23 protein-coding genes are annotated in these 24476 nt (G+C 72.9%); 16 read left to right on the forward strand and 7 right to left on the reverse strand.

The window, feature by feature from the left end:
* The coding region (locus J1M64_RS16865) for a type VII secretion protein EccE (protein ID WP_241261664.1) at window positions 1–899 on the reverse strand (899 nt) is incomplete at its 3' end.
* Window positions 900–1047: 148 nt separating this feature from the next.
* Here J1M64_RS16865 and eccB point away from each other — a divergent pair.
* Window positions 1048–2490 (forward strand): type VII secretion protein EccB, encoded by a 1443-nt coding sequence (gene eccB / locus J1M64_RS16870; protein ID WP_206474894.1) that lies wholly within the window; start codon window positions 1048–1050, stop codon window positions 2488–2490.
* A 10-nt stretch (window positions 2491–2500) separates the two neighbouring features.
* On the opposite strand, the gene mycP is transcribed toward eccB, so the two are convergent.
* Together mycP and eccD are read right to left on the reverse strand one after the other, a co-directional pair.
* Window positions 2501–3919 carry a type VII secretion-associated serine protease mycosin gene (gene mycP / locus J1M64_RS16875; protein WP_206474895.1) on the reverse strand — a complete coding sequence of 473 codons (1419 nt, stop codon included), beginning with the start codon at window positions 3917–3919 and terminating at the stop codon, window positions 2501–2503.
* Entirely contained in the window at window positions 3916–5433 is a 1518-nt protein-coding gene (gene eccD / locus J1M64_RS16880; protein WP_206474896.1) for a type VII secretion integral membrane protein EccD, read from the reverse strand. The genes mycP and eccD overlap by 4 nt, the downstream gene beginning before the upstream one ends.
* A 187-nt stretch (window positions 5434–5620) precedes the next feature.
* Here eccD and eccCa point away from each other — a divergent pair, with 187 nt between their 5' ends.
* The 6 genes from eccCa to J1M64_RS16910 all read left to right on the forward strand — a co-directional run bounded on the left by eccCa (window position 5621) and on the right by J1M64_RS16910 (window position 13769).
* Window positions 5621–9697, forward strand: coding sequence for a type VII secretion protein EccCa (eccCa, locus tag J1M64_RS16885; protein ID WP_206474897.1), 4077 nt, complete (start codon window positions 5621–5623; stop codon window positions 9695–9697).
* Window positions 9694–10515: a hypothetical protein gene (locus tag J1M64_RS16890; RefSeq protein ID WP_067716604.1), complete on the forward strand. Its 822-nt coding sequence runs from the start codon at window positions 9694–9696 to the stop codon at window positions 10513–10515. The genes eccCa and J1M64_RS16890 overlap by 4 nt, the downstream gene beginning before the upstream one ends.
* Window positions 10516–10668: 153 nt before the next feature.
* Window positions 10669–10989: a WXG100 family type VII secretion target gene (locus tag J1M64_RS16895; RefSeq protein ID WP_067716986.1), complete on the forward strand. Its 321-nt coding sequence runs from the start codon at window positions 10669–10671 to the stop codon at window positions 10987–10989.
* A 43-nt stretch (window positions 10990–11032) separates the two neighbouring features.
* Window positions 11033–11326, forward strand: a complete 294-nt coding sequence (locus J1M64_RS16900) for a WXG100 family type VII secretion target (protein WP_120284030.1) — start codon at window positions 11033–11035, stop codon at window positions 11324–11326.
* Between the two features lie 165 nt (window positions 11327–11491).
* Complete coding sequence (locus J1M64_RS16905) at window positions 11492–12850, forward strand: NAD-dependent succinate-semialdehyde dehydrogenase (protein ID WP_206474898.1); 1359 nt, start codon at window positions 11492–11494, stop codon at window positions 12848–12850.
* A gap of 46 nt (window positions 12851–12896) precedes the next feature.
* Complete coding sequence (locus J1M64_RS16910) at window positions 12897–13769, forward strand: sulfurtransferase (RefSeq protein WP_206474899.1); 873 nt, start codon at window positions 12897–12899, stop codon at window positions 13767–13769.
* A gap of 71 nt (window positions 13770–13840) precedes the next feature.
* Here the strand turns inward: J1M64_RS16910 and J1M64_RS16915 are convergent, their stop codons facing one another.
* Together J1M64_RS16915 and J1M64_RS16920 are read right to left on the reverse strand one after the other, a co-directional pair.
* The gene (locus J1M64_RS16915; RefSeq protein WP_082923926.1) at window positions 13841–14662 is read right to left on the reverse strand and encodes a CoA ester lyase; all 822 of its coding nucleotides are present in this window, start codon (window positions 14660–14662) and stop codon (window positions 13841–13843) included.
* A gap of 109 nt (window positions 14663–14771) precedes the next feature.
* Window positions 14772–15167, reverse strand: coding sequence for a VOC family protein (locus J1M64_RS16920; RefSeq protein ID WP_154828431.1), 396 nt, complete (start codon window positions 15165–15167; stop codon window positions 14772–14774).
* Window positions 15168–15300: 133 nt separating this feature from the next.
* On the opposite strand from J1M64_RS16920, the gene J1M64_RS16925 reads away from it, so the two are divergent.
* Both J1M64_RS16925 and J1M64_RS16930 read left to right on the forward strand, forming a co-directional pair.
* A complete protein-coding gene (locus J1M64_RS16925) occupies window positions 15301–16293 on the forward strand; it encodes an ATP-binding cassette domain-containing protein (protein ID WP_154828429.1) in 993 nt (330 codons plus the stop codon).
* On the forward strand, window positions 16290–17156 hold the full coding sequence (locus J1M64_RS16930) for an ABC transporter permease (RefSeq protein ID WP_206474900.1): 867 nt from the start codon (window positions 16290–16292) through the stop codon (window positions 17154–17156). The genes J1M64_RS16925 and J1M64_RS16930 overlap by 4 nt, the downstream gene beginning before the upstream one ends.
* 51 nt (window positions 17157–17207) lie before the next feature.
* Here J1M64_RS16930 and J1M64_RS16935 read toward each other — a convergent pair whose 3' ends face one another.
* On the reverse strand, window positions 17208–17720 hold the full coding sequence (locus tag J1M64_RS16935) for a hotdog fold domain-containing protein (protein WP_206474901.1): 513 nt from the start codon (window positions 17718–17720) through the stop codon (window positions 17208–17210).
* A gap of 62 nt (window positions 17721–17782) precedes the next feature.
* Window positions 17783–18385 carry a mycofactocin system transcriptional regulator gene (mftR, locus tag J1M64_RS16940; RefSeq protein WP_241261665.1) on the reverse strand — a complete coding sequence of 201 codons (603 nt, stop codon included), beginning with the start codon at window positions 18383–18385 and terminating at the stop codon, window positions 17783–17785.
* 113 nt (window positions 18386–18498) lie between these two features.
* Between mftR and mftA the strand changes: the two genes are divergently transcribed.
* The 7 genes from mftA (at window position 18499) to mftF (ending at window position 24475) form a co-directional block, all read left to right on the forward strand.
* Window positions 18499–18585, forward strand: coding sequence for a mycofactocin precursor MftA (gene mftA / locus J1M64_RS16945; protein WP_067716580.1), 87 nt, complete (start codon window positions 18499–18501; stop codon window positions 18583–18585).
* Between the two features lies 1 nt (window position 18586).
* Window positions 18587–18913: a mycofactocin biosynthesis chaperone MftB gene (gene mftB, locus J1M64_RS16950; protein ID WP_061228320.1), complete on the forward strand. Its 327-nt coding sequence runs from the start codon at window positions 18587–18589 to the stop codon at window positions 18911–18913.
* On the forward strand, window positions 18910–20175 hold the full coding sequence (mftC, locus tag J1M64_RS16955; RefSeq protein WP_206474902.1) for a mycofactocin radical SAM maturase: 1266 nt from the start codon (window positions 18910–18912) through the stop codon (window positions 20173–20175). The genes mftB and mftC overlap by 4 nt, the downstream gene beginning before the upstream one ends.
* 82 nt (window positions 20176–20257) lie before the next feature.
* The gene (gene mftD, locus J1M64_RS16960) at window positions 20258–21481 is read left to right on the forward strand and encodes a pre-mycofactocin synthase MftD (RefSeq protein WP_095717558.1); all 1224 of its coding nucleotides are present in this window, start codon (window positions 20258–20260) and stop codon (window positions 21479–21481) included.
* A gap of 34 nt (window positions 21482–21515) precedes the next feature.
* Window positions 21516–22331 carry a mycofactocin-coupled SDR family oxidoreductase gene (locus J1M64_RS16965; RefSeq protein WP_067716570.1) on the forward strand — a complete coding sequence of 272 codons (816 nt, stop codon included), beginning with the start codon at window positions 21516–21518 and terminating at the stop codon, window positions 22329–22331.
* Between the two features lie 6 nt (window positions 22332–22337).
* Entirely contained in the window at window positions 22338–23027 is a 690-nt protein-coding gene (gene mftE / locus J1M64_RS16970; protein ID WP_206474903.1) for a mycofactocin biosynthesis peptidyl-dipeptidase MftE, read from the forward strand.
* Entirely contained in the window at window positions 23024–24475 is a 1452-nt protein-coding gene (mftF, locus tag J1M64_RS16975) for a mycofactocin biosynthesis glycosyltransferase MftF (RefSeq protein WP_206474904.1), read from the forward strand. Before mftE ends, mftF begins: the two co-directional genes overlap by 4 nt.
* Window position 24476: the final 1 nt, after the last annotated feature.

Below are 24476 nucleotides of genomic sequence, written 5' to 3' on the forward strand. Positions count from 1 at the left end.
CCCGCCACCTCCCGCTCCGACACCCCGGCCAGGCCCACCGTGGTGACGATGTCCACCACGTCGTCGCGCCCCTCCACCCGTCGCAACCGGATGACCTCGGTGAGGCGGGCCGCCCGGACGGCGGTGAGCGCGTCGATCACGGCCCGCGGGTCCGCCGACGGCCGGACCACCAGCCCCGTCCCGGGCCCCGGGTCGGCCTCGGCGTCGAGATAGACCTCGGCGAGCTCGGCGGCGTCGAGGACGCGGCACGGCACCCCGTGGTGGACCAGTGCGCGCCGCAACCGCTCCGTGGCCACCGCGACCACCTGCTCCAGCGAGCCGCCCGCCCCCGCGGCCGACGGGGCAGAACCCGCCCCCGTCGCCAGCCGGGACAGGTCGAACCGCACCAGGAGGTGCACGCGCCGGTGCGACATCAGAGCCAGCGGCCCGACCAGGGAGTCGTAGACCTCGCCGTCGTCGCCGTCCGCCGCACGGCGACCGTCGACCACCACGTCGATCCCCTCCAGGACCACCCCACCCTGGTCGAGTTGTCGCGCCACGACGGCCAGGGGCAGGCGGACGCCGCGGTGGTCGGCCGGGTCGTCGCGCCCCACCTCGGTGGCCACGAGCGCGCCAGCCGAGATCTCGACGGCCGTGGTGACGACCCGGTTACCCTCGACGCACCCAACGGTCGATCGGTCGGGGGCGACGAGGTCCACCACGTCCACGGACCGCCGCCGCGGGGCCCGCTCGCGCGCCACCAGTGGCCGCCCAGCGCGCCGCGCGGTGATCACGGCGGCCACCAGCGCGGCCACGAGGAACTGCACCCATGGTTGCCAGGACGGCGGACACACCACGGTGAGCACGAGTGTCGTGAGGAGGACGGCCGACAGTCCCGCGAAGGTCGGAACCGCCGTCATATCCCCGCCCCTCCGCGACGCCCGCGACACCCCGGCCGCGCCCGGTCGGCGGCCTCGGAAGACCGGCCACGGGGGCCGGATCGTGGCGTACCCTACCCCCGGTGCCCCCGGTCGCGGTGGTGTCACATCAGGGGAGGGAGCCGGGGCCGTGCCGCTCAAGCCGACGACAAGGGCGCAGGTGGACGGGCATCGTTTCCTCACCCGCCGGGCCCGACACGCCGTGGTCGCCCGCGATGTCCGGATGCTGCACGACCCCCTCAAACGCCAGACCACCGGGCTGACGGTGGGTGTGGTCGGCGCCGTGATCGGGGTCGCCGGGGCCGCCGTTCTGGCGCTGCTCGACCCCGCCCCGGACGTCGACGCCACGACGATCATGGTGGGGCGGGACTCCGGGCAGATGTACGTCCGCGCCGGCGAGACCGTCCACCCCGTCCACAACCTCGCGTCGGCGCGGCTCGTTCTGGGTGAGCCCGCGGAGCCCCGTACCGTGCGCGACGCCGACGTCGCCAGAACGCAGCGGGGCGGACTGCTCGGCATCCCCGGGGCACCGTCCGCGTTGCCCACCCACCGCGACGCCGGTGCGGCGGCCGCCGTGTCGTGGACGGTGTGTGACGAGGTGGCCGACGCCGAGCGCGGTCGCCCGCGCGTCACGGCCACGAGCATCGTCGCCCGCGAGGATGCCGGGCCGGGCCGGGACACGGGCGCCGACGAGGTCGTGTTGGCCGTGCAGGACGGGACGGGGTGGCTGTTGCGCGACGGCACCCGCGCGCGGATCGATCTGGAGGACGGGGACCTGCTGTCGATCCTCGGCCTGGCCGGGGTCGACCCGCGCCCGGTCACTGCGGCGCTGGTGGATCCGCTGCCCGAGGTCGACCCGGTGCGTCGCCCGGTGATCGACATGGCAGGTGAGCCGGTGGACTATGGCCTGGACGGACTCCGGATCGGGCAGGTGTTCACCGTCGACACGGCCACCGGCACGCGCACCCACGTGGCACTGGCGGACGGGGTACAGGAGGTGGGGCCCGTGCTGGCGGACGTCATCCGGTCGACGTCGACGGTCGGGTCGGTCGTCCGGGTGCCGCCGGACCGGATGGGTGTGCCGAGGTCGGTCGCGCTGGACACCGAGGCGTTCCCGGGCCGGCGCCCGACGGTGTTGGACACCGCCGGCTCACCGGTGCTGTGCGTCCGCGACGGGGGTAGCAGGGACTCCGCCACGCGTCGCGTCACGCTCGTGGCGGGGGCGACCGCCCCGGGCCCGGGCGACGTGCGGGAGGTGGCCGGGGCCGACGGGGGCGGGCCCGCGGTGGACGCGGTGGGAATCCCGGGTGGAGGGCTACTGGTGGCGGCGACGGGCCGCGGCACGACCACACGCAGTGCCGTGACGACCATCGTCTCCGACACCGGCGTGAGGTTCGACGTCCCCGACGCCCCGACCGCCGCCATGCTGGGACTGGGCGGGACGCCGGTGCCGGTGGACGGGGGTGTCCTCGACCGGCTCCCGGCCGGGCCGCGCCTGGACCGCGGGTCGGCGCTGGTCGCCCGCGACGGTGCCGACGCTGAGATCATGGGACAGGCCACCGCGACCGGGTGACCCGCGGTGGTCAGGCCCGGGTGTCCCGGTCGCCGCGGGGCCGGAGGAGCACGACGACGACGAGGGCGATCGTTCCCAGAGCGAGAGAGCCCGCCGCCACGGCCGCGCCGACGCCGGCACCCGGTGGGCCCGGCTCGGCCGGGGGTGCGGCGATCGCGGTGGTCGCGGGCGCGGGGCGTCCGATCCTGCGGACCCCCGTCACCGCCGCCACGGGGTCCACCACTCCGTGCCCCACCGCGAAGTCGTGCCCGCCGGCGGCGGGGATCGCGGTGTTCTCGATCCGCGCGATCACCTGGCGTGCCGTGAGCCCGGGGTGGGCCTGCCGGACCAACGCGGCGGTGCCGGCGACGAACGGCGCGGCGAAGCTGGTCCCGGTGACGGGCGTGCGCGACCCGTCCCCGGCCACCACGACGTCGGACACCCCGGCCCCGTCCGCACCGACGGACCGCAGGCCCACTGCCGGCGCGGCGACGTCCACCCACGGGCCGCGCAGGGAGAAGTCGGCGGGGGCGCCGTCGGCGTCGACGCCGGCGACGGTGAGGACGTGCTCGTCGTACCAGGCGGGGGAGGCGACGGTGAGCACGTCGTCCCAGCCGTCGTCGCCCGGAACCGAGGGGTCGGCGGCACCGGGGTTCTGGTCCCCGCACGCGTCACCGACGTTGCCGGCGGCGGCGACCAGCACCACGTCGTGGTCCACGGCGGCATAGCGGATCGCGCCGCCGAGGGTCGCGTCGGCGAGCACCGTGCCGGCCGGTACGCACGCCACCTCGGAGATGTTGATGACGTCCGCCCCCGCGTCGACGGCGGCCCGGATCGCGCGTGCCAGGGAGGACAACGTGCCGACCCCGGCACCGACGGTCGGGCCGTCCGGTCCGCGGCTCCGGTCACGGGCCTGGGGGCGCAGAACGCTGCTGGACTGGCGGATGGAGACGATCTCGACCCCGGGCGCGACCCCGGAGTGTCCGGTCTCGTCCTCGGTGGCGGCGAGCACTCCCGCCACCAGGGTGCCGTGTGCGTCGCAGTCCTCGGTGCCGTCGCGACCGGGGACCACGTCACCGGCGCCCCGTACCCGGGGCAGGCGTGGACCGGGGTTGACGCCGGTGTCGATCACGGCCACGACCTGCCCCTCGCCGCGGCCGTGGATCCAGGCCCCGCCCAGCTCGGCCGCCGTGGCGGACGGGGGCGACACCCCGGGATCGAGGACGGCCGCGGTGGTCCGGCAGGGGCCGTCCAGGCGCAGGGGGCCGGCGTCGAGCCCGGTGGCCGCCGGGACCGGCCCATCGATCGCCGGGCGCTCCAGTGCGGCCGCGACGGGCCCCCCGGCGAGCTGCCCGGAGAGGACGGCGGTCAGCATCACGGCGGCGGTCCCGGGCGCGGCGCGCGACCCGCGCCCGGGCCCGCTCGTGTCGGACGTGCGTCGGATCCTCATCGCTGCCGGACGAGCGAGTAGACCTCCATCGCGCCCACCGCGAGGGGGACGACCACGCAGATCCCGATCGCCTCGACCACGCCCACGGCCCGCAGAGCGGCGGGGGAGAGATCGACGTGGGGCACCACCGAGGCGGCCACCACGGCGGCCGCCGCCACCGCGACGGCCGCCGGCACCACCACGCCCACCGGGGACGCGACGGTGATCCCGGCGCCCACCAGCACCCCTGCGGTGAGGACGAGCGCGGAGGCCAGCAGCACGGCGGTGTGTACGCGGTCCGCGTAGCCGAGGCCGCGCAGCACCAGGACGACGATGAGGACCAACGCGAGCGGTGCCGCCCAACGGGTCGCGCCGGCGTCCCCGGTCAGGGACGTGAGCGACCCGATGGTGCAGACCGCCCCCGCCGCCGCCAGCAGACCGGTGAGCCACGAGCGCGAGGTGTGGAACCGGTGCCGCAGCACGTCCGGGGTCGGCAGGGGCCCACCGGCCCGGCCGCGGACGTCGTGGTCGATCTCCTCGAGGTCCCCGGCCTCCACGTCCTCGCCCGGGGCGGGCACGGGCGGGATGGGGATACGGGCGGCCCAGACCGCGACCCGCGGCGCGGCGGTGAGCAGGACGAGCGCGAGGAGGACGGCCCCGGCTCCGGCCGCCGAGGCCGGGACGCGGGTCGTGGCCACCACCGTCGAGCCGACCGCCCCGGCCGCCAGCGAGAGGGCCGCGGCCAGGTAGCCGGCGGCCGTGGCGTACGTGCGCGGACCCGGGCGGAACACGGTCCACCGGAGGACGCCCGCGAGGACCGCTCCGGCGGTCAGTCCGCCCACGAGGTGGCCGGCCCCGCCGGGCGGGCCCCCGACGGTGGCGCCGGCCAGCACGGTGAACCCGACCGCGCACGCGCCCGCGACGGCGTGGGCCGCGCCGGGCGCCGGGGTGCGGCGCAGAGCCACCACGGCCGCCAGGCCGAGCAGGGCGGCCAGGAGCGCGACCAGGGGGACCGCGGGCCCGCCTCCGGTCGTCCACTGGCGCACCAACGCCACCGTGGCCGCAGCCGCCGCCACCGCCGCCGTCGCGGTCGCGGTGGTGACCGCGTCGCGCCGGTCCCAGGTGGGGGAGCGAGCCACGTCCGGCTCGGTGAGACCCTGCAGGACGTCGTCGAAGAGCGGCGCCGGCGTGGGGACGGGGCGGTGGTCGAGGACGAGGATCTCCCCGTCGTGCACCCGCTGCTGCGCGAGCGTCTCCGAGACCGCGAGGGGCCCGCCGGCGAGTCGGGAGAGCTGCCAGGACCCGCCGGTGTCGCCGCCCATCCGGGCGTCGACATCGACGCCGGAGGCCGGACCGGCGATCGCGCGGATGTGCTCCCGGATCAGGTCCACGACCTCCGGGATCACCGCGACCAACTCGAGGTGGGCGGGCAGACTCAGGTCCACCCGGGTGGAACGGCACACGATCGACACCCGACGCTGGTCCAGGGGTTCGACGCCCGCCGCGACCTCCCGGATCCCACTGCGTTGCGACACTCCAGATCCTCCCGATCCCGCCCGGATGGTGCCCCCGTCAGGACGTGTACTGCCCTAACATCGCCATCCGATACGCCGATATTGTCGGGTCGGACGGGCGCTCGTGGGGACGCCATCTCCCGGCGGCGGGGTCACACCCGGCGGGAGCGAAGGGATCGATCACTGGTGACGTGCACGGGTGACGTTCATGGGTGATGTCGTGTTCGCCCGCGCGGAGAAGCTCGACGCTCCGCCGATGCCCGGCGGGGAGCTGTCGCTCCAGGCGCCGCCCGCGCTGCCCCGGCCCACGCCCCGGCCCCTCGTCCAGATCATCCTGCCGATCGTGCTGGTGGTGGCCGTGGGAGGCATGGTCGTGGTGATGATGCGCACCGGCATGATGCGCAATCCCATGTTCATGCTCTTCCCGGTGATGATGGCGGTCTCCGCCGTAGGCATGCTCGCGGGGACGCTGGGCGGCGGAAACAAGACCTCCGAGACCGACGAACTGCGCAAGGACTACCTTCGCTACCTCGGCCAGACCCGCGACACTGTGCGGGCGACCGCGTCCGCCCAGCGCGCCGCCGCCCTGTGGCGTCACCCGGATCCGGTGGAGCTACCCGCGTTGGTGGGCACGCCCCGGATGTGGGAACGCGACGAGTCGGATCCCGAGGACCTCACCATCCGGGTGGGCCCGGGCCGTCAGGCACTGGCGACCCGGCTGGACGCACCCGACACCGGACCGGTCGACGACCTGGAGCCGGTCTCGGTGGTGAGCATGCGCCGCTTCGTCCGCGTGCACTCGGTGGTCGACGACCTGCCCGTGGCGCTGGAGCTGCGCGCGTTCGCCGCGCTGTCGCTCGACGGTGAGGTGGAGGTGGTGCGTTCCGCGGTACGCGCGATGATCGCCGGACTCGTCGTGGCCCACGGGCCCGACAGGGTCCGGGTCGCGGTGGCCGCGAGCGAGGGCGACGCCCGTCAGGCCTGGGAGTGGCTCAAATGGCTCCCGCACCACGAACACCCCGACTACACCGACGGCGGTGGTCGGGTCCGGCTCACCGAGTTCTCGCTCGCCGGGGTGGAGTCGATGCTGGAAACGGACATCTCCGACCGTTCGGCGTTCTCGCCGAGTGCCCCGGTCGTGTCGGGACGGGCGCACCTCGTCGTCGTCGTCGACGGTGTGGGCGTCACCGGCGCCGAACGTCTCCTGGCGGAGCACGGCCTGGACGGGGTCACGGTGCTGGAGGTCTCCGGCAGCCGCGCGGGGCAACTGCGCGACCTCGCGCTGCGTCGCGGCCTGTGCATCCGGGTCGACGACGACCGCGTGGCCCGCGTGCGCACCGAGGCCGGGGACGAGGACATCGCCCGGGTCGACGCGATGAGCCCGCCGGAGGCCGAGCGGTTGGCCATGGCCCTGTCCCGGTACCGACCCGCCGACACGGTGACCCACGCCGACGGCTCCACCACGACCCGCCGCGCGCCCGGGCTTCCGGACCTGCTGGGCATCGGCGTGGCCACCCAGGTCGATCCCGCGGTGGCGTGGCGGCGGCGCGGCGAGCGCGACCGGCTGCGCGTGCCGGTGGGGGTCAGCCCGGACGGTGCCCCCGTCGAGTTGGACCTCAAGGAGGCCGCGCACGGCGGCATGGGACCGCACGGTCTGTGCATCGGCGCGACGGGTTCGGGGAAGTCCGAGTTCCTGCGCACCCTCGTGCTGGGCCTGGTCGCCACCCACGACCCGGACTCGCTCAACCTCGTCCTGGTGGACTTCAAGGGCGGTGCCACGTTCCTCGGGCTGGAGTCGCTGGCGCACGTCGCCGCCGTCATCACCAACCTCCAGGCCGAGATCACCATGGTCGACCGGATGCGCGACGCGCTCGAGGGCGAGCTCACCCGCCGCCAGGAGGTGCTGCGTGCCGCGGGCAACTACGGAGGCGTCGGCCAGTACGAGGCCGCCCGTGCCAAGGGCGCCCCGCTCGAACCGCTCCCGGCGCTGGTGATCGTGGTCGACGAGTTCTCGGAACTCCTGTCGTCCAAGCCCGAGTTCGCGGAGCTGTTCCTCACCATCGGTCGTCTGGGCCGCAGCCTGCACATCCACCTGCTTCTCGCGTCGCAGCGGCTCGAGGAGGGGCGGCTGCGCGGGCTGGACAGTCACCTGTCCTACCGGATCGCGCTCAAGACGTTCTCCGCCACCGAGTCGCGGACGGTTCTCGGGGTCACCGATGCCTACCACCTGCCCGCCACCCCGGGCGCCGGGTACCTCAAAGTGGACGCCGGCGACCCCGTGCGCTTCGACGCCGCCTACGTCTCCGGGCCGTACCGGAAGGACCGTCGACTCGACGGGTCGTCGGTGGCCGCACCGGTCGCCCGCGCGGCGGTCCGCCCGTTCACGTCCTGGTACATGCCCGTGCCGGCGCCTACTCCGGTGGCGTCCGGGGTCGACGACGACGCGCGCCCGTCCTCCGGCGCCGCGGACGAGGGGCCCGCCGACGGATCCGCGAGCCTGCTCGAGGTCCTGGTGGGGCGACTCGCCGGGCACGGCAGGCCCGCGCATGAGGTGTGGCTGGCGCCGCTCGGGGAGGGGGCGCCGCTCGACGCCGCGGTGGGTACCGAACCGACGGACGAGCGCGCCGGCGCCGGACCCGAGGGCTCCGCAGCGTCCCCGACGGCTGGTCGGCCGGCCCGCCTGAGGTTCCCGCTGGCCGAGGTGGACCTGCCGTTCGAACAGCGCCGCGCCATCTGGCACGCGGACCTCTCCGGGGCGGACGGCAACGTCGCCGTGGTGGGCGGGACGCGGTCCGGCAAGTCGACCACGCTGTGCACGCTCGTGCTGTCCGCGGCGGCCACGAACGACCCCGGCCGCCTGTCGGTGTACGTCGTGGACCTGGGTGGCGGGGCGCTGCACTCGGTCGCGGACCTGCCCCACGTCGGCGGGGTCGCCCGTCGTGGTGAGGACGAGAAGATTCGCCGCACGATCGCCGAGGTCGACGCCGAGCGCCGTCGCCGGGAGACCGCGTTCCGCGAGGACGGCGTGGCCTCCGTCGACCAGGCGCGGCGCCGGGTGGTCGACCGGGACGGCCGCCCGGTGGCGGAGTACCCCGACGTGCTCCTGGTGATCGACGGGTGGCAGGCGCTGCGCACCGAGTTCGAGGATCTCGAGCAGACCGTGCTGGGGCTGGCCGCGGACGGGCTGTCCTACGGGATCCACGTGGTGCTCTCCGCGTCGCGGTGGGCGGACCTCCGACCGGCACTGCGCGACGCCCTCGGCACGCGGATCGAACTGCGTCTGGGGGATCCCACCGACTCGATGATCGATCGGCGGGCCGCGATGACCGTGCCCGCCGCCCCGGGACGCGGGCTCACACCGGACCGTCACCACATGCTCGTCCACCAGCCCCGCCTCGACGGGCGGGTCGACGCGGACGGCATGGCCGACGCGACCGCCGAGGCGTCCCGCCATCTCGCGCGCAGGTGGCGGGCGCGGGTGGGCGACGTCGCCGCGGCGCCGATCCGGATGCTGCCGGAGGTGCTCCCGTACTCGCAGCTGGCGAGTCTGTCGCGCCCCGGCCCGGACGGACGCCGCACCCGGGTCCCGCTCGGGGTGGACGAGGCCGACCTCACGGCGGTCTACGCCGACCTCGAGGGCGACCCGCTGATGCTGGTACTCGGTGACTCAGAATGCGGCAAGACCTCGCTGCTGCGCTCGCTGGCTCGCGGACTGGTAGCCGGAAACGGCCCCGAGCACGCCAGACTCATCGTGGTCGACTACCGACGCACCATGCTCGGCGAGATCAAGGGAGACCACCTCGCGGGGTACGCGCCCACCGAGACCGCCCTGGCCCCGATGGTCGAGCATCTCGTCCGCGTCCTCGACGAGCGCATGCCGGGCGCCGACGTCACCCCGGAGGAACTGCGGGCGCGGTCGTGGTGGAGCGGCCCGCGGATCCACCTGCTCGTCGACGACCTCGATCTGGTCATCACCGGCGGGGGCAACCCGCTGCAACCGCTCACCCGGTTCCTGCCCCACGCCCGCGACATCGGTCTGACGGTGGTCCTGGCACGGCGCAGCGCCGGGGCGTCGCGGGCGATGTTCGACCCGTTCGTCGCCCGCATCCGGGATCTCGGCGGGGCCGGGTTCCTCATGTCCGGCAGTCGGGAGGAGGGCCCACTGCTCGGCGGTATCCGGCCGGGGCCGCTGCCGGCGGGCCGGGGCCGACTCATCACGCGCGACGGCGGCGTCCGGCTGGTGCAGACCGCCCTGTCCGAGCCGGGACAGGGCGGCGAGGTGTGACCGACACGCGGGCGGCGACCCTGGCCGTCGACCTGTCCTGCTCGGGGCTGACGGTGGCGGCGGCGTCCGCCTCCGCGGTGCTGTCCCCGGTGGTCGCTCCGGCATCGGTGCTCGCCGGGTTGGACGGCTCGGCGCTCCCGCCGGGGGGCGATCGCCTCGAGTGCTCCGCCCGCGTGGAGGTCGCCGCCGGCCGCTTCCCGGACCGCTGCCTGGCCGATCCGGTCGCGCACGCCCACCGTGACCGCGTCGAGGTCGCGGGCCTGTCGGTCCCGGTCTCAGAACTCCTCGGTGCCCCCGTGACCCGGGCACTGCGGTGGGGAGGGGCCCGCGAGGGCGACGCCGTGGTGCTGGTCGTACCCACCGACTGGGGGACCAGCCGCACCACGCGGCTCGTCGGCGCCGCCCACGGCGCGGGGGTCACCGCCCACGTGGTCAGGTCCGCGCTGGTCACCGCCGAGGCCCTGCCGTCGTCCTCCGCACGGTGGGCGCTCTGTGTGGAGTCCTGCCACACGCGGACCACCGTGGGACTCGTCGAGCGGACCCGTGGCGGACTCGTACTCGTCGACCGGGCCGTGGTGCACCGGCGGGACCCCTGTCGCGACACCGCGGTCGACGATGAGGTGCCGCGGGTCCTCGACGCCGTCGCCGAGGTGCGCCGTCGCCGGCGTGAGGCGGGCACCGGGTCGACCGAGGTGCTGGTGCGCGGTCGCCTCGCCGAGCGCGTCGTGGACGCCTGCGACCGGGCCCGACTGCTGTCCTTCGTGGTCCCCGCGATCTCACCGGTCGAGGCGGCGTGGCGCCTGTACGCGACCGCGTGACCGGGTCGCGTGACCGGACCGCGCGGGCGGCTCGGACACGAGCGGGACGGACGCGATTTTCCCGATCCTGCGGAACCGAACCGCCCCGCGGGCGCGTCGAACACTGTGACGGACCCAGAAGGGGATTCCGCACCGACCACAGTGGAGGACGAGATGACCGGGTTCAACACCCACATCGGGACCATGGACACCGCGGCCAGGAGGGTCGACGACGTGAACCTGGAGATCGACCGCCTGCTCGGCACCGTGCGGGACTCGGTGTCCCAACTCGGCGGCTCGGTGTGGAGGGGCGCCGCGCAGGCCCGCTTCACCCAGATCATGACCGAATGGCAGCAGCAGAGCACCAAACTCAACACCGCGCTGGCGGGGATCTCGGAGACGATGCGCACCAACAGCACATCGTTCGACGCAGCGGACCAGGATTCGGCCGCGCTCATCAACCGCGCCGGCGCCGCCGGGCCTCTCAACCTCTGACCGCCAGCACCGCCAGCACCGCCAGCACCGGAAGGGTACCCCCATGACCTCAGGACAGATCACCTACAACCACGGCCCGATCGAGGCACTCGTCGGCCAGGTCACGCAGGCCTCGGTCAACCTGCGCACCACTCTCGACGATCTCAAGGCCTACCTCGCACCGCTGGTCGCCGAGTGGGAGGGCGACGCCGCCGTCGCCTACCAGGCGCACCAGAACGACTGGGATCAGGCCGCGGCCGCGCTCCAGTCGATGCTCGCCGAGATCTCGCGCGCCGCGAGCCAGGGCAACCAGGGCATGGCCGACGCCGATCGTCGCGCTGCCCAGGGCTGGGGCTGAACCGGCTCGACGGGCACCCCGACCCCGCCGACGTCCCGCGACGACGGCGGGGTCGTGGCGTGTCGACCGGATGCGTCCGGCCCGCGGGCGTCCTACCGTCGCGGCACGACCCGGGAACGATCCCGGTGAACGCCACGTGGAGAACGCCACACGAAGGGGGACCGCATGTACGTCACGCACGATCCGTCGACCGGCCGGACCGACCGCGAGTACGAGCAGACCGAGGACGTCGACGCCATCCTGAGCACCGTCACCGAGGGGTTCACCGCCTGGCGCGCGACGGAGGTGTCCGAGCGGGCACGGATCCTCCTGGCGATCGCCGACGCCTTCGAGGAGCACCAAGAGGAGCTCGGCAAGGCGATCACCACCGAGATGGGCAAGCTCCCCGCGCAGGCGCAGGGCGAGGTGGCCCTCGCGGCGTCGATCTACCGCTGGTACGGCGAGCACGGTCCCGCGCTGCTCGAGTCCGACACCCTCGATGTGCCGGACGCCCGCCTCAACCGGGTGACCTACGAGCCGGTCGGCCCGCTGGTCGGCATCATGCCGTGGAACTACCCCTACTACCAGGTGGCCCGGTTCGCGGCGCCCAATCTGCTGCTGGGCAACACCATCGTGCTCAAGCACGCGAGCATCTGCGCCCGCTCGTCGGCGGCGATCGAGAAGGTCCAGCGCGGAGCCGGCCTCCCCGAGGACGCCTACGTCAACGTGTACGCCTCCAGTGACACGGTGGCCGAGATGATCGCCGACCCCAGGATCAAGGGCGTCTCCCTGACCGGCAGCGAGGGCGCCGGCGCCGCGGTGGCCACCGTCGCCGCGAAGAACCTCAAGCCCAGCGTCCTGGAGCTCGGCGGCTCGGACCCGCTCGTCGTCCTGGACGCCGACGACCTCGACGAACTGGTCGAGACCGTGGGCCGGGCGCGGCTGTCGAACTGCGGGCAGGCGTGCAACTCGCCCAAGCGGATCTTCGTCCCCGCGCAGATGAAGGACGACTTCGTCGGGCGACTGAAGAACCTCTACGAGGAACTGGCCGTCGGGCCCGCCGCCGACGAGGGCACCGAGCTGGGCCCGCTGTCCTCCGAGGACGCGCGCGACGGCGTGGTCGAGCAGGTCCAGCGCGCCGCTGAGCAGGGCGCGACGCTCGTCACGGGCGGCGCGGCGATCGACCGGCCCGGCGCCTTCATGCAGCCCGCCGTCCTCACCGACATCACCCCAGAGATGGACGCCTACCGGGAGGAGATCTTCGGTCCCGTCGCCATGGTCTACGGCTACGACTCCGTCGACGAGGCCGTGCGGATCGCCAACGACACCCCGTTCGGCCTGTCCGGCTCCGTGTGGGGGACTGACGTCGACCGCGCCTCCGAGGTGGCCGAGCGGCTCGAGGTGGGGATGGCCTACGTCAACGAACACGGCACGACCATGCCCGGACTGCCGTTCGGCGGCGTCAAGCGTTCGGGCTACGGCCGCGAGCTCGGCCGCTGGGGACTGACCGAGTTCGCCAACGTCCGGCTCCAGCGCGTCCACTGAACAGATCTGTCTATCCTGGGAGGGGTACCCATCGAAAGGACGAGACATGACGACCCCCCTCACCGTGAGCCCCGAGTGGCTGCGCGAGCACCTGGGTGACGCCGACCTCGTCGTCGTCGACGCCACCACCCACCTGACCACCGACGCGGACGGCGCCCCACGCCCCGTCTCGGGCCTCGCGACATACCAGCCCGAGCACATCCCCGGCGCCCTGTTCGCCGACCTGCTCGGCGACTTCGCCGACCCGGGCAGCCCCCTGCCCGCCACCGCGCCGGACCACGAGCGTTTCGCGGCCGCCGCGGGCGCGCTAGGCATCGGGGACGGCACGACCGTGGTGGTCTACGACCAGCACGAAGGGTTCTGGGCCACCCGGCTCTGGTGGCACCTGCGCTTCGAGGGCTTCGACGACGTCACCGTCCTCGACGGCGGCCTGCCGGCGTGGAAGGCCGCCGGCTACGAGGTCACCGATGAGATCACCGTGCCGACGCCCCGCACCTTCAGCGGTGTCCGCCGCCCGGAGTTGATCCGGTCCACGGAGGATGTGGCCGCGACCCTCGACGACGAGAACACGATCCTCGTCAACGTCCTCGACGAGGCCACCTACCGCGGGGACGTCGACTCGTACGGTCGGCCCGGCCACATTCCCGGCAGCATCAACCTGCCGGTGTACACGCTGCGCGATCCCGAGACCGGAACCCTCCGGCCGATCGGGGAACTGCGCGCCGAGTTCGAGGCGGCCGGGCTGTTGGACGAGGACCGGAAGGTCGTCACCTACTGCGGCGGCGGGATCGCCGCCACCGGGGTCGCCCACGCGCTGGCGCTGGCCGGTCGCGCGGACGTGGCGGTCTACGACGGGTCCATGACCGCATGGGCCGGCGATCCCGACCTTTCGCTGGTCACCGGCGACTCACCCCGCTGACGGACCCGCGAACGACGACAGGGCCCCGGCTGCACAACGCAGCCGGGGCCCAGTTCGCGCGTGAGGTCGCGTCAGCGAGCCCCGGCGTACGCCTGCGCGAGGCGCGCGATCTTCTGGGCCCGGGCCAGGCGCGGCAGGTCGGCGCCGTCGCGGGCGCGCTCACCGCCGGGACCGAGCTCATCGATCACGGACTCGGCCCACGAGACGTCGGCCGCGGAGGGGGAGAGGACCTCGTTGATGTAGGGCGCCTGGTCCACGCGAAGGCACAGCTTGCCGGTCATGCCCATCTCGACGGCGTGCTCGGCGGCGTCCTTGAGGACCTGCGTGTCATTGGAGATGGTCGGCCCGTCGATGGGCGGGGCCACGCGCGCGATCCGGCTGGCCACCACGAACTGCGAGCGCGTGTACGCCAGGGCGATCTGCGACGACCCGATTCCCGTGTCGCGACGGAAGTCACCGACGCCGAACGCCAGCCGCACCACCTGCTCGGACTTGGCGATCTCGGCGGCCTGGGCGAGGCCGTCGGCCGACTCCACCAGCGCGACGATCGGGGTGTTCTCGGCCAGACGCGCGGCAGTGAGGGAGACGTGCTCGGCGTTCTCGGTCTTGGCCAGCATCACGCCGTCCAACCCGGGGCAGTGCCCGAGCGCCATGAGGTCCTTCTCCCACTCGGGGGACCGGACGTCGTTGATGCGGATCCACGCGTGGTTCCCGGCCTCGAGCCACTGACGGACCTCGCGACGGGCCCGTTCCTTCTCGGACTGCCGACACCCGTCCTCCACGTCGAGGACCACCACGTCCATCTCCGAGTTGACGGCGGCGTCGAAGCGCTCGGACTTGTCCGCGGGCAGCAGCAGCCACGAACGGGCGATGGTCGGTGGGATGGTCGACATGGGGCTCATGGGTACCGGTCATCCTTTGGTCGTGAGGCGGCGACGATCGCGCTGGCAACCTCCCCACGATACGCCGGGCGCCCCCGGCGGGACCATACGGGAACGACTCTCACATCTCGGGGGCGGTGACCAGCTGGATCAGGTTGCCGCAGGTGTCGTCGAGGACCAGTGCCCACACCGGGCCCATCTCGGTGGGGGGCTGCACGATCCGGGCGCCCCGCTCGCGGAGTTCGTCGTGCACCCGGTGGATGTCGTCCACCTCGAACTGCGCGGCCGGGATGCCGTCGGCGTGCAGGGCGGTGGCGTACGCGCGTGCCGCGGGGTGCTGGTCGGGCTCGAGCAGCAGCTGCGTGCCACCCGGGTCGCCCGGGTCCACCACCGTCAGCCAGCGGAAGTCCCCGGCCGGGAGATCGTGCTTGATCACGAAGCCCAGGACCTCGGTGTAGAAAGCCAGTGCGCGGGTCTGGTCATCGACGTGGACGGAGGTCACTGTGATGCGCGGCATACTCCCCACGGTAGGTCGGTGGGCGTCCGTCGGCATCCGCTCCGCGGCCGCCGGAGCCCATTGCTGACAGGAACTGTCCGCAAAGCGAGCGGTGAGTGTTGACTGGGACGCGGGCGGGGGACACCCTTTCTAGGTGAGCACCCGATCCTCTTCCGCGCCGGCGATAGAAGCAGAACACCTCGTGAAGCGCTTCGGTGATTTCACCGCCGTGGACGACATCTCGTTCGCGGTCCCCACCGGAACCGTCCTCGGGCTGCTCGGTCCCAACGGCTCCGGCAAGACGACCACCATCCGGATGATGACCACGCTGAGCCCGCCGACCTCGGGAACCGCCCGGGTCGCGGGGCACGATGTGCTGCGTGAGCCGGCACAGGTCCGCAAGGCCATGGGGCTGACGGCGCAGTCGGCGACGGTGGACGAGTTGCTCACCGGGCGCGAGAACCTCCGCCTCATCGGCGACCTCTACGGCCTGCCCAAGAGGGCGGTCAAGGCGCGCGCGGACGAACTGCTCGAGAAGTTCTCCCTGACCGATGCCGCCACCAGGGTCGCGAAGAGCTACTCCGGCGGAATGCGGCGTCGGCTCGATCTCGCGGCGAGCCTCGTCGCCGCGCCGCCCGTGTTGTTTTTGGACGAGCCGACCACGGGGCTCGACCCGCGGTCGCGCAACGAACTGTGGGACGTCCTGCGGGGTCTGGTGCGGGACGGCACGACGTTGCTGCTGACCACCCAGTACCTCGACGAAGCAGACCAACTGGCCGACCGGGTCATCGTCATCGACCACGGCAGCGTCATCGCCGACGGGACACCGCTGCAACTCAAGGACCGTTCCGGCGCGGCGAGCCTGGTGGTCACGGTGTCCCGACCGGACGACGTGGACGAGGCCGCCCGCGTCCTCGCGGGGCGCATCGAGGATCTGCACGTCGACCGGGACGCGCGCCGTCTCACCGCGCCGTCGGAGGGGGTCTCGGCCCTGGCCGCGATCGCGGCGGACTTCACCGAGGCGGGTATCGAACTCGACGACATCGGCCTGCAACGGCCGAGTCTCGACGACGTATTCCTCTCCCTCACGGGCCGCAAGGCGGAGGACCCGCAGACCGACACGACCGATCAGGAGTCTCGGGTATGAGCACTGTCGCCGACCCCGCCACCACCTCCCCGGAGCGGGAACGCTTCTCAGTGCCGGTCCGCCCCGACGGGCCCTCGTTCGGCCGGCAGATCTCCGCGTTGGTGCGCCGCAACCTCTTCCACATCCGGCGCCAGCCGGAGAACCTCGCCGACGTCACCATCCAGCCGGTGATGTTCGTCCTGCTGTTCGCGTTCGTCTTCGGCGGTGCGATCGCCGTGGCGGGGAGCGGGAACTACCGCGAGTGGCTGCTGCCGGGGATCATGGCGCAGACCATGGCGTTCTCGTCGTTCGTCGTGGCCTCCGGACTGTGCAACGACCTCAACAAGGGGATCATCGACCGCTTCCGGACGCTGCCCATCAGGCGGTCGTCGATCCTCATCGCGCGCAGCGCGTCCAGTCTCATCCACTCCTCGATCGGCGTGGTGGTCATGTCGTTGACCGGCCTGATCGTGGGGTGGCGGATCCGCAGCGGGATCATCGACGCGCTGCTCGGATACCTCATCCTGCTGGGCTTCGGCTTCGTCATGATCTGGATCGGCATCGTGGTGGGTTCGAGGCTCAAGACGATCGAGGCGGTGAACGGCGTCATGTTCACCACGACGTTCCCCATCACGTTCGTCGCCAACACCTTCGCCCCGCCGGAGTCGATGCCCGTGTGGTTGCGGGCGATCGCGGAGTGGAACCCGCTCTCCTCGGTGGTGCAGGCGATGCGGGAACTCTGGGGCAACGCGCCGGCCGTCGGTCCGGACGCCGCCCTCCCGCTGCAGCACCCGGTGCTGGCGTCACTGCTGTGGATCGTCGGGCTGACGGTGGTGATCGCCCCGATCGCGATCAAGGCCTTCGACGCCCGCACCCGCGATTAGCGCGCCGGTCAGCCCGCCGACGAGCCCGCCGACGGGGGAGCCGGTACCGTCTCAGCGCTTCTTCCCGGGCGAGACGCGGATGGTGATCGAGCCGGTGATGGGCTCGACCCCGGCGTCGTCGACGAACGTCAGCGGGACCTCGACGTCCTGTCCGCTGGTGAAGGTCGAGAAGTCCGGCAGGTCCGTCCACTCGGCGGTGACGGTCATGCCGCCGGTCGACATGGCCGGGTACCGCAGGTTCATCCCCACGGGGATCCACCGGTGGGTGGTGGGAACCGTGGCCTCGGCGAGCATGCCCATGGCCATCTCGGCGAGGTTGCACGCCGCGATCACGTGGAAGGTGCCGATGTGGTTGCGGTTGCCCCACCAGCCGGGTCCACGGACGACGCAGCGGCCCGGTCGGAGTTCGACGACGTGCGGGTACGCGGTGCGGAAGTACGGGGCCTTGAGGCTCACCGCCGCGCTGAACAGGCGGGAGCCGAACGGCAGCCGGGTGGCGGTCTTCCACAGCCGGTAGGTGGAGGTGTCGGCGTGGTGGGTGGGGGAGGTGTCGGAGTGGGTCACGACGACGAGGTTACCCGCCGGTAAGTTCGCTGCGGTCGCCCACCGGGCTCGAACGCGTCCGCTCAGGCGAGGATCTGCGTCCCGTGACGCAGGAGCTCGTGGAGGCGATCCTGGTCGGCTCCGGGCTCGGCCACCCACAGTCGGTAGGCGGACAGTGCGATCCCCAGCGCCGCGTGCGCGGTCGCGGCGGGCACGAGATCGTCCACCGTCTGGCCGAGCCTGGCGGCGACGAACCCGGCCACGGCCCGGCGCCAGTCGGCGTACACGAGGGTCGAGTGCGCCTGCAGTTCCTCCACGCCGAGCAGGAGGCGCATCCGTAGTCGGTGCGCTTCCGTCTGCTCGCGCGGGAACGTGTTGAACGCGATCAGTGCGTCGGCGAGGGCGTCGCGCAGTGGCGTCTGCTCGGGCACGTCGGCGAGGTACTCCAGCATGAGGTCGATCTGCTCGTCGAACTCGCCCCAGGCGATGGCGGCCTTGCCGGGGAAGTAGCGGAACAGGGTGCGGCGGGAGATGTGCGCGGCCTCGGCGATCTGGTCGACGCTGGTCGCGTCGTAGCCCTGCCGGGCGAACAGGTCGAGGGCCACGTCGACGATGGAGGCGCGCGTGGTCGACGGCCGACGTCCCGGGGGCCGTGTCCCGGTTCCGGGCATTTCCGGCATTCCCATGACACGAGAGCCTAGATGAGTGACCCTTGCCACTGGCACTAAGTGCCAATATGATGCAGATCTCACCGGAAACCGGTGGGATGTCGCTGGAGTGCCAGACGAAAGGACACGTCATGGAGAACACGCAGAACACCGAGGTCGTGCTGGAGGAGGCCCTCATCGAGGAGGTCTCCATCGACGGCATGTGTGGGGTCTACTGAGATGACCTCCGCAGCAGCGCCGGCCGACGCCGAGCAGTCAGCCGCCCCGGCGGAATTCGACCTCGACGCCGGCTGGCGCCTGCACCCCGGCGTGGCGCTCCGGCCCGAGCCGTTCGGGGCACTGCTCTACCACTTCCACACCCGCAAGCTCAGCTTCCTCAAGTCGCCGACCATCGTCGAGGTGGTCAGCACCCTCGCCGACCACCCCACCGCGCGCGCCGCCTGTGCCGCCGCCGGGGTGTCGATCGATGATCCGGCGACAGCGCGGCTGTACCTGCACGCGCTCGGCCAGCTCGCCGCCTCGCGCATGATCGAGGAGACCTCATGACCAGCATGCTCGACCGTCCCGCAACGGCGTCCACCGCGACCACCACCACTGCCCCGGCACCCGTCGGCCGCCTCGTCGACCAGTTCGAACGCGGGCTCGACGCGCCGATCTGCCTGACCTGGGAACTCACCTACGCCTGCAACCTCGCCTGCGTGCACTGCCTGAGCTCCTCCGGTCGCCGTGACCCGCGCGAGCTCAGCACCGAGCAGTGCAAGGCGATCATCGACGAGCTGCAGAAGATGCAGGTCTTCTACGTCAACATCGGCGGTGGCGAGCCGACGGTCCGCTCCGATTTCTGGGAGCTGGTCGACTACGCCACCAGCCACCAGGTGGGCGTGAAGTTCTCCACCAACGGTGTCCGTATCGACGAGAAGGTCGCCAGGCGCCTGGCCGCGAGCGACTACGTGGACGTCCAGATCTCCATCGACGGTGCGACAGCGGAGGTCAACGACGCGGTCCGCGGCCCGGGGTCCTTCGACATGGCCTGCCGGGCGCTACAGAACCTCAAGGACGCCGGCTTCACCGACGCCAAGATCTCGGTGGTGGTGACGCGCGAGAACGTCACCCAGCTGGACGAGTTCAAGGCGCTGGCCGACAAGTACGACGCGACCCTGCGCATCACGCGCCTGCGTCCGTCGGGCCGCGGCGCCGACGTGTGGGACGACCTGCATCCACTGCCCGAGCAGCAGAAGGACCTGTACGACTGGCTGGTCGCGAACGGCTCCGATGTGCTTACCGGCGACAGCTTCTTCCACCTGACCCCCTTCGGTGAAGGACAGGCGCAGGGCTCGCTACCCGGGCTCAACCTGTGCGGCGCCGGCCGTGTGGTGTGCCTGATCGACCCGATCGGCGACGTCTACGCCTGTCCGTTCGCCATCCACGAGGAGTTCCTCGCCGGCAACGTCGTCGCCGACGGCGGCTTCGAGACGGTGTGGCAGACCTCGGAGTTGTTCCGTGAGCTGCGTGAGCCGCAGTCGGCCGGGGCGTGTGCGTCCTGCGACTTCTACGACAGTTGCCGGGGTGGCTGCATGGCGGCCAAGTTCTTCACCGGGCTGCCGATGGACGGCCCGGACCCCGAGTGCGTCCAGGGTTACGGAGAGGGATTGCTCGCGGCTGAGCGCAGCATCCCCGACCCCTCGCAGGACCACACGCGGCCCATGGGGCTCGCGGCGCGTAAGCAGCCCACCGGCCCGGTGCCGCTGACCCTCGTCACGACACCGCCGCGCAGGCCCACCAGCCTGTGCGACGAGTCCCCGATCTGAGCCGGCACGCCCGGACGAACCCCGCTGGCCCGGACCAACCCCGCTAGCCCGGACGAACCCCCTAGAAGGAGCAGCCACCACCGTGTCCCGCCTGTCGAAGATCGCCGAGGCCAACCCCTGGCGCCAGAACCCGTGGTTCGAGTCTGTCGCGGAGGCCCAGCGCCGCGCGAAGAAGAAGCTGCCGAAGAGCGTGTACATGGCGCTCGTCGGCGGCAGCGAGGCGGGGGTGACCATCCGCGACAACATGGACGCCTTCACCGAGCTCGAGCCCAAGCCCCACGTGATCGGCGCCAAGCAGGACCGCGACATGGCCACCACGGTGATGGGCCAGCCCATCAGCCTGCCGGTGATGATCTCGCCGACCGGTGTCCAGGCCGTCACGCCGGACGGCGAGGTGGATGTGGCCCGTGCCGCGGCCGCCCGCGGCACCGCGATGGGACTGAGCTCGTTCGCGTCCAAGCCGATCGAGGAGGTCATCGCGGCCAACCCGCAGACCTTCTTCCAGGTGTACTGGCTCGGCGGCAAGGAGAAGGTGCTGGAGCGGCTGGAGCGCGCCAAGGCCGCCGGGGCGGCGGGGGTCATCCTCACCACCGACTGGTCGTTCTCGATGGGCCGTGACTGGGGCAGCCCGGCCATCCCGGAGAAGCTCGACGCCAGGGCCATGATCACCCTCGCCCCGCAGATCGCCGTGCGTCCCCGCTGGGCCGCCGAGTGGGCCCGCGACGTGGTGGTCAACAAGCGGTTCCCCGATCTGACGACCCCCAACCTGGTGGGCAAGGGCGAGATGGGCCCGACGTTCTTCGGTGCCTACGGCGAGTGGATGGGCACCCCGCCGGCCACGTGGGAGGACATCGCCTGGGTCGTGGAGAACTACGACGGACCGGTCATGCTCAAGGGCATCACCCGGGTCGACGACGCCAAGCGGGCCGTCGACGCCGGGGTCACCGCGATCTCCGTCTCCAACCACGGCGGCAACAACCTCGACGCCACCCCGGCGTCCATCCGGTGCCTCGCGCCGATCGCCGACGAGGTGGGCGATCAGGTGGAGGTCCTGCTCGACGGCGGCATCCGTCGCGGTTCGGACGTGGCCAAGGCACTCGCGCTCGGTGCCCGGGCCGTGATGATCGGTCGCGCGTACCTGTGGGGGCTCGGGGCCAACGGCCAGGCGGGAGTGGAGAACGTCCTCGACATCATGCGTTCCGGACTCGACTCGAGCCTCATCGGGCTGAGCAAGTCCTCGATCTCCGAGCTGAACCGCGACGACTACGTCATCCCCGACGACTTCATGCGACGTCTCGGCGTCTGACCCACCACCACGGAAGAGAAGGACACCCCCTGTAATGGGAGATTTCGACGGCAAGGTCGTCTACATCACCGGTGTGGCCCGCGGCCAGGGCCGCAAGCACGCGATCCGCTTCGCGCGCGAGGGCGCCAGGATCATCGGCCTGGACCTGTGTGACTCGCCGTCCGAGTACGTGAAGTACCGGGCCGCCACCGAGGACGACCTGGCCACCACCATCGAGCGCGTGGAGGCCGAGGGAGGGGAGATCCTCGCCGAGGTCGGTGACGTCCGCGACCTGGCGTTCCAGCAGGCCCTCGTGGCCCGCGGCGTGGAGCGCTTCGGTGGCCGCCTGGACGTGGTGATCGCCAACGCGGGCATCTGCAACTGGGGCAAGGTCTGGGAGCTCGACGAGCAGCAGTGGCAGGACACCCTCGACATCAACCTCACGGGGTACTGGAAGACGCTGCGTGCGGCGATCCCGCACATGCTCTCCGCCGGCAACGGCGGATCGATCATCCTGGTGAGCTCGGTGGCCGGTCTCAAGGCCATGCCGGTGCAGTCGCCCTACTCGGCGTCCAAGTACGGCGTGGTGGGCCTGGCCCAGACCGCGGCGAAGGAGCTCGGCGAGCACGGCATCCGGGTCAACACGATCCACCCCTACGGTGTCCAGACGCCGATGGGCGCGGAGGACCCCGACGCGCTCGAGGTGTTCAACACCATGCCGCAGTTCCTGCCGCACTTCACGCCGATCCTGGGGATGGGCATGGCCACCACCGACGACATCTCGGACTCGGTGATGTTCCTCGCCTCGGACGCCTCGCGGACCATCACCGCCTCGACCTTCACCGTCGACATGGGCGCGATCAAGGTCTGACCCGACGTGACGGGCGCGATCGGCGCGACCGGCCGGGCCGGTGCGGGAGTGCTCGCGGTGCTGCCTCTCGGGGCGACCGAGCAGCACGGCCCGCACCTGCCGCCGGAGACGGACACCCTCCTGGCCACCGCGACCGCCCGCGCCCTCGCCCCCGGTGACGTCCGTGTGCTCCCCGCCCTCGCCTACGGTGCGAGCGGGGAGCACCAGGCGTTTGACTGGACCGTGTCGATCGGCACCGAGGCCCTCGCCGGGACGATCATCGAGCTCGGCCGGTCGGTGAGCGCCTGGGCGGACCGGCTCGTCGTGGTCAACGGGCACGGAGGCAACATCGACGCACTGCGCCGCGCGGTACCCCGACTCCGCTACGAGGGCCGCGACGCCGCCTGGCTGCCCTGCCGCACCAGCGAGGACCCCACGGACACCCACGCCGGTCACGCCGAGACCTCGCTCCTGCTGCATCTGCACCCCGACCTCGTGCGGGTCGACCTCGCCGCGCCCGGTTGTGTCGAACCGTTGCCGCGGATCCTGCCCGCCCTCCGCGAGGGTGGCGTCGCGGCGGTGAGCCCGAACGGGGTGCTGGGCGACCCCACCACCGCCTCCGTCGACGAGGGCCGGCGCCTGTGGGAGGCGCTGCTCGCCGACGCCCGTGGCCGGCTCGGACGCTGGCGGCCGGGGGAGGACGGGATGCTGCGATGACCGAGGTCCCCCACGTTCTGCTCGACCGTCGTACCCGGGTGCTGCGCCGTGGCGACGTCGTGCGGGTGCTGGGTGGCGACCCGGTCACCCTGATCACGCCGTCGCCGGCCGTGTCGGCTCTCCTGGACGGCGGCGAGACGGTCGCCACCGACACCCCCGCGGGTGCGGCCCTCGCGCGTGCCCTCACCGACCGGGGGATGGCCCACCCCGCCGGCACCGCGACGGGCACCCGTCCGCTGGCGGCCGTCGCGGTGGTGGTCCCCGTCCGTGACGACGCCGCCGGGGTCGCCGCGCTCTCGACGGCGCTCGAGCCGGAACTCGCCCGCGGACTGCACCTCGTCGTCGTCGACGACGGCTCCACGCCGCCCCTGACCACCTCCGCCACCCCGGCTCCCACCACAATCCTCCGCCACGACGAGTCGCGGGGACCCGCCGCCGCCCGCAACGCGGGCACCGCCGCGGCCGTCGGGGCCGGGGCGCAGGTGGTGGTCTACCTCGACGCCGATGTGATCCCGCTGCCCGGGTGGCTCGACGTCCTGCTCGCCCGCCTCGACGACCCCCGGGTCGCCGCGGTCGCGCCCCGCATCGTGGCCGCCGAACCGGGGCGGTTCTGGGTACGCGGGTACGAGACGGCCCGCTCCGCGTTGGACATGGGGCCCGAGCCTGCGAGGGTCCGACCCCGCACACGGGTGGCGTACGTCCCCAGCGCGGCGCTCGCGGTGCGACCCGACCGGTTGCCGCCCCCTCCCGAGGGCGGGGGAATCGGCCCGTTCGACGAACGCATGCGCGTCGCCGAGGACGTGGACCTGTGCTGGCGCACCGATGCCGCGGGGAGCCATCTGCGCTACGAGCCGGCCGCCCGGGTGGCGCACCGGCATCGCACCTCGCTCGGCGCGGTGGTGGCCCGGCGCGCCTTCTACGGGCGTGGGGCGGCGCCGCTCGCCGACCGCCACGGGGCCGCCGTGGCGCCCGCGGTGGCCGCACCGTGGTCCCTCGCCGTGGCGATCGGGGTGTGGAGCGCCACGCCGGTGGGGTCGCTGGTCGCGGCCGGTGCGATCGGGAGGTCGTGGTGGCGGACCCGCGGCCTCACCGGGGACGGTCGCGCGGCCGCCGGGTTGGTCGCCCGGGGAGCCGGGGCGTCGGTCCGTCAGCTCCCGCAGGCACTACTACGCCCGTATTGGCCGGTCACGGCGGTGGTGCTCGCGGCCACCGCCGGGTCCCGTTCCCGCGCGGCCCGCGGCCTGCGCCACCGTCTCCTCGCCGCGGCGGTGGCCGAGGGCCTGTGGCACTGGTGGACCGCCCGGGAACCCGGACGGCTGCCGATCGACGAGCCCCTCGGGCACGTCCTGCTCCATCGTCTCGACGACCTGGCCTACGGCCTCGGCGTGTGGCGCTCGGCGTGGGCCGCGCGCTCGCTCGACGCACTGCGACCGGACGTCACGCGGTGAA

It is taken from the genome of Dietzia sp. KRD202, assembly GCF_017168155.1.
Taxonomy (GTDB): Bacteria; Actinomycetota; Actinomycetes; order Mycobacteriales; family Mycobacteriaceae; genus Dietzia; species Dietzia kunjamensis.

Bases quoted from the DNA above. Each gene is read 5' to 3' on its own strand.
- mftA (WP_067716580.1), top strand. From the start codon at position 18,499: ATGGAGAACACGCAGAACACCGAGGTCGTGCTGGAGGAGGCCCTCATC.
- J1M64_RS16915 (WP_082923926.1), bottom strand. From the start codon at position 14,662: ATGTCGACCATCCCACCGACCATCGCCCGTTCGTGGCTGCTGCTGCCC.
- mftF (WP_206474904.1), top strand. From the start codon at position 23,024: ATGACCGAGGTCCCCCACGTTCTGCTCGACCGTCGTACCCGGGTGCTG.
- J1M64_RS16965 (WP_067716570.1), top strand. From the start codon at position 21,516: ATGGGAGATTTCGACGGCAAGGTCGTCTACATCACCGGTGTGGCCCGC.
- mftB (WP_061228320.1), top strand. From the start codon at position 18,587: ATGACCTCCGCAGCAGCGCCGGCCGACGCCGAGCAGTCAGCCGCCCCG.
- mycP (WP_206474895.1), bottom strand. From the start codon at position 3,919: ATGAGGATCCGACGCACGTCCGACACGAGCGGGCCCGGGCGCGGGTCG.
- mftC (WP_206474902.1), top strand. From the start codon at position 18,910: ATGACCAGCATGCTCGACCGTCCCGCAACGGCGTCCACCGCGACCACC.
- J1M64_RS16900 (WP_120284030.1), top strand. From the start codon at position 11,033: ATGACCTCAGGACAGATCACCTACAACCACGGCCCGATCGAGGCACTC.
- J1M64_RS16910 (WP_206474899.1), top strand. From the start codon at position 12,897: ATGACGACCCCCCTCACCGTGAGCCCCGAGTGGCTGCGCGAGCACCTG.
- J1M64_RS16905 (WP_206474898.1), top strand. From the start codon at position 11,492: ATGTACGTCACGCACGATCCGTCGACCGGCCGGACCGACCGCGAGTAC.
- mftR (WP_241261665.1), bottom strand. From the start codon at position 18,385: ATGGGAATGCCGGAAATGCCCGGAACCGGGACACGGCCCCCGGGACGT.
- J1M64_RS16920 (WP_154828431.1), bottom strand. From the start codon at position 15,167: ATGCCGCGCATCACAGTGACCTCCGTCCACGTCGATGACCAGACCCGC.
- J1M64_RS16930 (WP_206474900.1), top strand. From the start codon at position 16,290: ATGAGCACTGTCGCCGACCCCGCCACCACCTCCCCGGAGCGGGAACGC.
- eccCa (WP_206474897.1), top strand. From the start codon at position 5,621: ATGGGTGATGTCGTGTTCGCCCGCGCGGAGAAGCTCGACGCTCCGCCG.
- J1M64_RS16895 (WP_067716986.1), top strand. From the start codon at position 10,669: ATGACCGGGTTCAACACCCACATCGGGACCATGGACACCGCGGCCAGG.